Below are 6,000 nucleotides of genomic sequence, written 5' to 3' on the forward strand. Positions count from 1 at the left end.
TGCGCGCACATCATTGCACGCGCCCCTGTCACAGGGCAGTGCCGATCGAGTAATGCCCTTGTGCCGCATTACCTTCTCTTTACACTTGCCGGGGAAGCTGCGGGAAGCAGTTACGTGACCGCTTAGGGGAGGCCGATCACGGTGCGCAGGACGAGTGTCTACGCGACCAGCACGGGGGTGGCCCTGCCCAAACAGGCCGCCGCCCCCACCAGGGAGAGCTGCGGCCCCCTGCCCGCGGCCGTCGTCCGCGACCTGCGGCAGCGGACGGGCCACAGCCCGCACCGGCTGACGTTCGGCGCGGGCGACCTGATCGTCGTCTCCGGTCTGCCGGGCAGCGGCAAGTCCACGCTGATGAGCAGAGCCGTCGCGGGGCCCCGCATCGACTCGCAGGACACCCGCGACCGCTGGGCCCTGCGCATGCCGGACCTGCTGCCGTACGCGGTCTACCGCCCCCTGGTCCGCCTCGCGCACTACGCGGGCCTGCGCACCGCCCTGCGCTCCGGCGAGGGCGTCGTGGTGCACGACTGCGGCACCCAGGCGTGGGTGCGCCGCTGGCTGGCCAGGGAGGCCGCGCGGCGCGGCACGACGCTGCACCTGCTGCTGCTCGACGTGGAGCCGGCCACTGCCATAGAGGGCCAGCTCTCGCGCGGGCGCGGCGTGTCGAGGTACGCCTTCGCGCGGCACCGCAGGACCATCGGCCGCCTGGTCGGCGCCGCCGAGCGGGGCGATCTGCCGCGCGGCTGCGGTTCCGCGATCCTGCTCGACCGGACGGCGGCGGACGTCCTGCGCGGGATCGGCTTCGAGGACTGAGCCGCCCGCCGCGTTAGGGTCGTGCCGCAGGCAGAGCGGGACAGAGCAGGGGTTGGACAGACAGATGGACATTCCGGCGCAGGCGCACCCCCATCCGTACGCGGGATGGCCGGGCAACGAACTCGAAGAGGTGCTCGCGGCATCCCTGGGCACGCCGGGGGCGCCGCAGGCCTCCGCGGGCGCCCGCATCGTCGAGGTGCTCGGCCGCAGCCACGTATGGGTCCCGCTGCCGAACGGCGGGGCGCCGGAGAGCGGCACCCTCGATCTGCCCACGCTGGAGATCGAGGGCCAGGCCTACGTCCCCGTCTTCAGCTCCGAGCAGCAGTTCCGGCAGGCCACCGGCGGCCGCATGGGCTGCACCGTGGCACCCGCCGTGGAGTTCGCGCGCGGCCTGCCCCCGCAGCTTGGCATCGCGGTCAACCCGGACGGCACCGTCGGGGTCCCGCTGCCGCCGCCCGCCGTCGCCGAGCTCTGCCGGTCCGGGCGCACCCCGCTCGACGGCCCGACGACCGGCGGCCGCGTACGCCTCTTCGAACCGGACTGGCAGGAGGACCCGGTGGACTTCCTGTCCGCCGCCGCCCGCGAGTTCGAGGCCACCGGGGTCGTCCTGAGCGCCCGCCGCTGTCTGGCGAGCGTCGAGGGCGAGGACCCCACGCTGTTCGTCGGCGTCGAACTGAGCTCCTGGGAGGGCGACGCGCGCGAGCTGCCGATGGAAGCCGTGGGCCGGGCCCTGGGCGCGGTGCCGGTGCCCTGGGCGGTGAACCTCGTGCTGCTCGACGTGGCCCGGGACCCGGTCGGTGACTGGATGCGCGAGCGGGTGAGGCCCTTCTTCGGTCAGACCCGGGGACACGAGCACGGACATGCGTAAGGACTTGTGCAGGTACGCGTGCGAGGGTGCCGTACGTCAAGTCGGTGTCAGGATCGCCGCTTAAGCTGGTTTCATGACCCGGGGCCATCGGGTCGCCGGGTCAGCGGGTCATCGCGAAGGGGCGGTTAAGGGTGAGTGCGTCGGGCACGGCTGCGGCCGGGCAGGTCGAGCACATGCTGCGCCAGGTGACGCCCGGGCGTTATGACGCCTATGAGGCGCTCCTGCGGGCCCTCGCCGCCGACCAGGTGTGGATGCTGCTCTGGCACGGCCAGGCCGGATCCCCCGACGCCCAGTACGGGAACATGGAAGTCGAAGGTCTCGGTTACGCACCGTGCGTGACCTCCGCCCAGGAGCTCTCCGCCAGTGGCTGGAACCGCTCGTACGAGGTGGTGAGCGGGCTCGACATCGCCCGCACCCTCTACCCCGACCATTACGGCCTCTGGCTCAACCCGCACGCCCCCGGCGGCGGCGTCGGCATCCCCTGGCTCGACCTGCGGCGCATCGCGTCGGGCCTCGACCTGCAGCCCGCGGGCCCGCTGCGGCTCACCGAGCCGGCCATCGAGATCCCCCAGTTCTACGCCCTGCTCACGCAGAACGCCCACCGCACCCCCGCGGTCCGCTCGCTGCGCCGCGCCTGGGTGCAGCCCGCGCTCGGCGCGCCGTATCTGGCCATCGGCCTCGATGTGTACGACACGTCGCCGTCGTCGGTGGACGGGGTACGCACGATGATGCAGCAGTCGATCGCCGCCGTCCCCGACGGGCTGCCCGTCTCGACGGTCGCGATGTCCGACGGGTACGACCCCGTCGCCCTGTGGCTGCGCGCCAACGCCAGGCCCTTCTACGACCGCGAGGCCCAGCCCGCCCCGGCCCCCGCGGGCGGCTACGGCTACCCCGCGCAGTACTGAACCGGTGCCGCGCCCCTGCGCGGAAAGGTCCTGAACCGGCCACCGCGGCTCGTATACCTGCCCTGACCGTCAGGATGTCCCGTTCTGATGGCTGAGGGGGTCTATGGCCCCCCGTGGCACCTTGCGACGCAACTGCCCCGTGTTCGCCCCTCGTTCACCTGCGTCCGGATAACGGAACACCTCAAACAGCATCACGGTTGAGCATCCTTTCCCCGTCAAGGCTGGTAACAGATCGCAACCCCGATGAAGACTCCCGCAAGTGGGGCGCTTCGCCCCTGTGTACGACGGACTGATCACGTCGCTACAGCGGCAAGTGCGGGCCGGTCACCACCGGTTGAGAGGGGTCCCTGCCACGATGACGGCACCATTGCATGACACACCTGCGGACGCGGACCCGACGGCGGACGTCGCTCCCGCAGTTGATGCAGGGGTGAAGAAGGTCGAGGGGCGGTCCCTCAAGCAGATCGCCTGGAACCGCCTGAAGCGGGACAGGGTCGCCCTGGCCGGTGGCATCACCGTGATTGTCCTGGTTCTTGTCGCCGTCTTCGCTCCCCTGATCGTCTCCCTGCTGGGCCACCCGCCCAACGAGTTCCATCAGGAAGAGCTGGAAGACCTGACGAACCTGCCCAAGGGCGCGTTCGGCGGCATGAGTTGGGACTTCCTCTTCGGCGTCGAGCCGAACAAGGGCCGCGACATCTTCAGCCGGGTCGTCTACGGCGCCCGGATCTCGCTCCTCGTGGCCTTCCTCGCCGCGGTGGTGGCCGTGGTGCTCGGCACCTTCTTCGGCATCATCGCCGGTTACTTCGGCGGCTGGGTCGACGCGCTGATCAGCCGGGTCATGGACGTGCTGCTCTCCTTCCCGCAGCTGCTCTTCGTGATCTCCCTGGTCTCGGTCCTGCCCGACGACCTGCTCGGCCTGACCGGCAGCGGCGTACGCATCGCCGTACTGATCCTGGTGATCGGCTTCTTCGGCTGGCCCTACGTCGGCCGTATCGTCCGCGGTCAGACCCTCTCCCTGCGCGAACGCGAGTACGTGGAAGCGGCCCGCAGCCTCGGCGGCGGTCAACGGCACATCCTCTTCCGTGAGTTGCTGCCGAACCTGGTCGCGCCGATCACCGTGTACGCCACGCTCATGATCCCCACCAACATCCTCACCGAAGCGGCCCTCAGCTTCCTCGGCGCGGGTGTGCGTCCGCCGACGGCCTCCTGGGGCGGCATGCTCCGGGACGCGCTCGCGACGTACGAGCACGACCCGATGTTCATGGTCTTCCCCGGCCTGGCGATCTTCGTGACCGTGCTTGCCTTCAACCTCTTCGGTGACGGGCTGCGCGACGCCCTGGACCCCAAGGGAACTCGGTAAACAGCTCCAACTGGCTTGCCCCTGCCGCAGCGTCAGGTGGCTCTTCCCATGGTTCTTAAGGCAGTCAAACGCCAAGGACCGCGAATCTCGGAGGATGCGAGAAATGCCCACAGGTTCCTCTAAACGACGGTTGACCGCAGGCGCGGCCCTCGTCGTGGCGGCGCTGGTGACCACCACGGCGTGCGGCGGCGGCAGCGACGACGACGACAGCAAGGGCGCCGGTTACAACGCGGCGATCGGCAAGGTCGCGAACAAGTCGGCGAAGAAGGGCGGAACGCTCAAGTTCATCGCCAAGCAGGACCTGGACTCGGCCGACCCGCAGCGTGCCTACTACGGCATGACGTGGGACTTCATGCGGTACTACACCCGCACGCTGATCACGTACGACACCAAGCCGGGTGCCGCGTCCAACAAGCTCGTCCCCGACCTCGCCGAGTCCACGGCGAAGATCAGCGACGACGGCAAGACCTACACGTACAAGCTGCGTGATGGTCTGACCTGGGAGGACGGCTCGAAGCTGACCTCCAAGGACATCAAGTACGGCATCGAGCGCATCTGGGCGACCAAGGTCATCACCGGTGGCCCCGGCTACCTGAAGTCCACGCTTGACCCCAAGGGCGAGTACAAGGGCCCCTACGAGGACAAGTCGAAGGACAAGCTGGGTCTGAAGGCGATCGAGACGCCGGACGACAACACCATCATCTTCAAGCTGCCCAAGAAGAACGGCGACTTCGAGCAGATGCTCGCGATGCCGTCGGGCACCCCGGTCAAGCAGTCCGAGGACACCGGCGCCAAGTACACCCAGCGCCCGTTCTCCTCCGGCCCGTACAAGTTCCAGAACTACAGCGCCGGCAAGAGCATCACGCTGGTCCGCAACAAGAACTGGAAGAAGTCGTCCGACCCGGTCCGTCCCGCCCTGCCGGACAAGATCTCGGTCACCATCTCGGCGAACCTCGAAGAGAACGACAAGCGCCTGATGGAAGGCGACTACGACATCGACATGAATGGCACCGGCATGACCCAGTCGGGTCGTACCACCGCCATTCAGGACCACAAGGCCAATGTCGACAACATGCAGACGGACTTCGTCCGCTACGTCGCCCTGGTGACCAAGACGAAGCCGTTCGACAACGAGGCCTGCCGCAAGGCCGTCTTCTACGCCACGGACTTCGCGGGCCTGCAGAAGACCCGTGGCGGCGAGGTCGCCGCCGGTGAGATCGCCACCAGCGTCTTCCCGAAGTCCATCAAGGGCAACGACGACTACGACCCGTACGGCATCCTCGAGCGCAAGGGCAAGCCGGACGTCACCAAGGCCAAGGCCGAGCTGAAGAAGTGCGGCAAGCCGAGCGGCTTCTCGACCAAGGTCTCGGCCCGTAACAACCAGCCGGGCGAGGTGGACGCCGCCACGGCGCTCCAGGAGCAGCTGGCCAAGGTCGGCATCAAGGCCGAGGTCGACGCGATCGACGGCGCCGACTCCTCCAGCATCACCGGCTCTCCCTCGGTGGTGAAGAAGCGCGGCATCGGCATGACGATGGCGGGCTGGGGTCCTGACTTCCCGACCGGCCAGGGCTACGCCCAGCCGCTGTTCGACAGCCGTTTCATCAACGAGAACGGCAACTACAACGAGTCGCAGATCGACGAGCCGAAGATCGACAAGTACTTCGACGACGCGATCGGCACCGTGGACGCGAACAAGGCCGGTGAGATCTACACCGACCTGGCCCACGAGATCGTCGACAAGGCGTACTGGATGCCCTTCATCTACGAGAAGAACATCAGCTGGCGCTCTTCGCGGGCGACCAACGTCTACTCGTCCGCTGCCTACAGCGGCCGTTACGACTACGTCTCGCTCGGTGTCGACACCTCGAAGAAGTAAGTAGCAGTAGCCGCAAGGAAGTCCCACCGCCGAATCCCGCCAGTCCGAAGGGCAGGTGATGGCCCCGGGCGGTGGGCGGGGCCCCCCCCCACGGGGGGGGGGGGGCCCCCGCGCGCCGCCCCGGCGGGGGTGGGAGCGAGCGTCCGCCGGAGGGGCGGGGGGGGTGAGGGGGGGGGGGTGT

5 protein-coding genes are annotated in these 6,000 nt (G+C 68.8%); all 5 read left to right on the forward strand.

The window, feature by feature from the left end:
• Window positions 1-135: 135 nt before the first annotated feature.
• The 5 genes from ABZ906_RS45455 to ABZ906_RS45475 all read left to right on the forward strand — a co-directional run bounded on the left by ABZ906_RS45455 (window position 136) and on the right by ABZ906_RS45475 (window position 5,819).
• Window positions 136-810, forward strand: coding sequence for an AAA family ATPase (locus ABZ906_RS45455; RefSeq protein ID WP_361193330.1), 675 nt, complete (start codon window positions 136-138; stop codon window positions 808-810).
• A 64-nt stretch (window positions 811-874) separates the two neighbouring features.
• A complete protein-coding gene (locus ABZ906_RS45460) occupies window positions 875-1,678 on the forward strand; it encodes an enhanced serine sensitivity protein SseB (RefSeq protein WP_361393158.1) in 804 nt (267 codons plus the stop codon).
• Between the two features lie 131 nt (window positions 1,679-1,809).
• A complete protein-coding gene (locus ABZ906_RS45465; RefSeq protein WP_361393160.1) occupies window positions 1,810-2,583 on the forward strand; it encodes an enhanced serine sensitivity protein SseB C-terminal domain-containing protein in 774 nt (257 codons plus the stop codon).
• A 355-nt stretch (window positions 2,584-2,938) separates the two neighbouring features.
• Complete coding sequence (locus ABZ906_RS45470; RefSeq protein ID WP_361192864.1) at window positions 2,939-3,943, forward strand: ABC transporter permease; 1,005 nt, start codon at window positions 2,939-2,941, stop codon at window positions 3,941-3,943.
• A gap of 103 nt (window positions 3,944-4,046) precedes the next feature.
• Window positions 4,047-5,819 (forward strand): ABC transporter substrate-binding protein, encoded by a 1,773-nt coding sequence (locus ABZ906_RS45475; protein WP_361192867.1) that lies wholly within the window; start codon window positions 4,047-4,049, stop codon window positions 5,817-5,819.
• Window positions 5,820-6,000: the final 181 nt, after the last annotated feature.

Source organism: Streptomyces sp. NPDC046925 (assembly GCF_040644915.1).
Classification (GTDB): domain Bacteria; phylum Actinomycetota; class Actinomycetes; order Streptomycetales; family Streptomycetaceae; genus Streptomyces.

Coding starts and splice junctions, on each gene's coding strand:
- ABZ906_RS45460 (WP_361393158.1), top strand. CDS start 875: ATGGACATTCCGGCGCAGGCGCACCCCCATCCGTACGCGGGATGGCCG.
- ABZ906_RS45470 (WP_361192864.1), top strand. CDS start 2,939: ATGACGGCACCATTGCATGACACACCTGCGGACGCGGACCCGACGGCG.
- ABZ906_RS45475 (WP_361192867.1), top strand. CDS start 4,047: ATGCCCACAGGTTCCTCTAAACGACGGTTGACCGCAGGCGCGGCCCTC.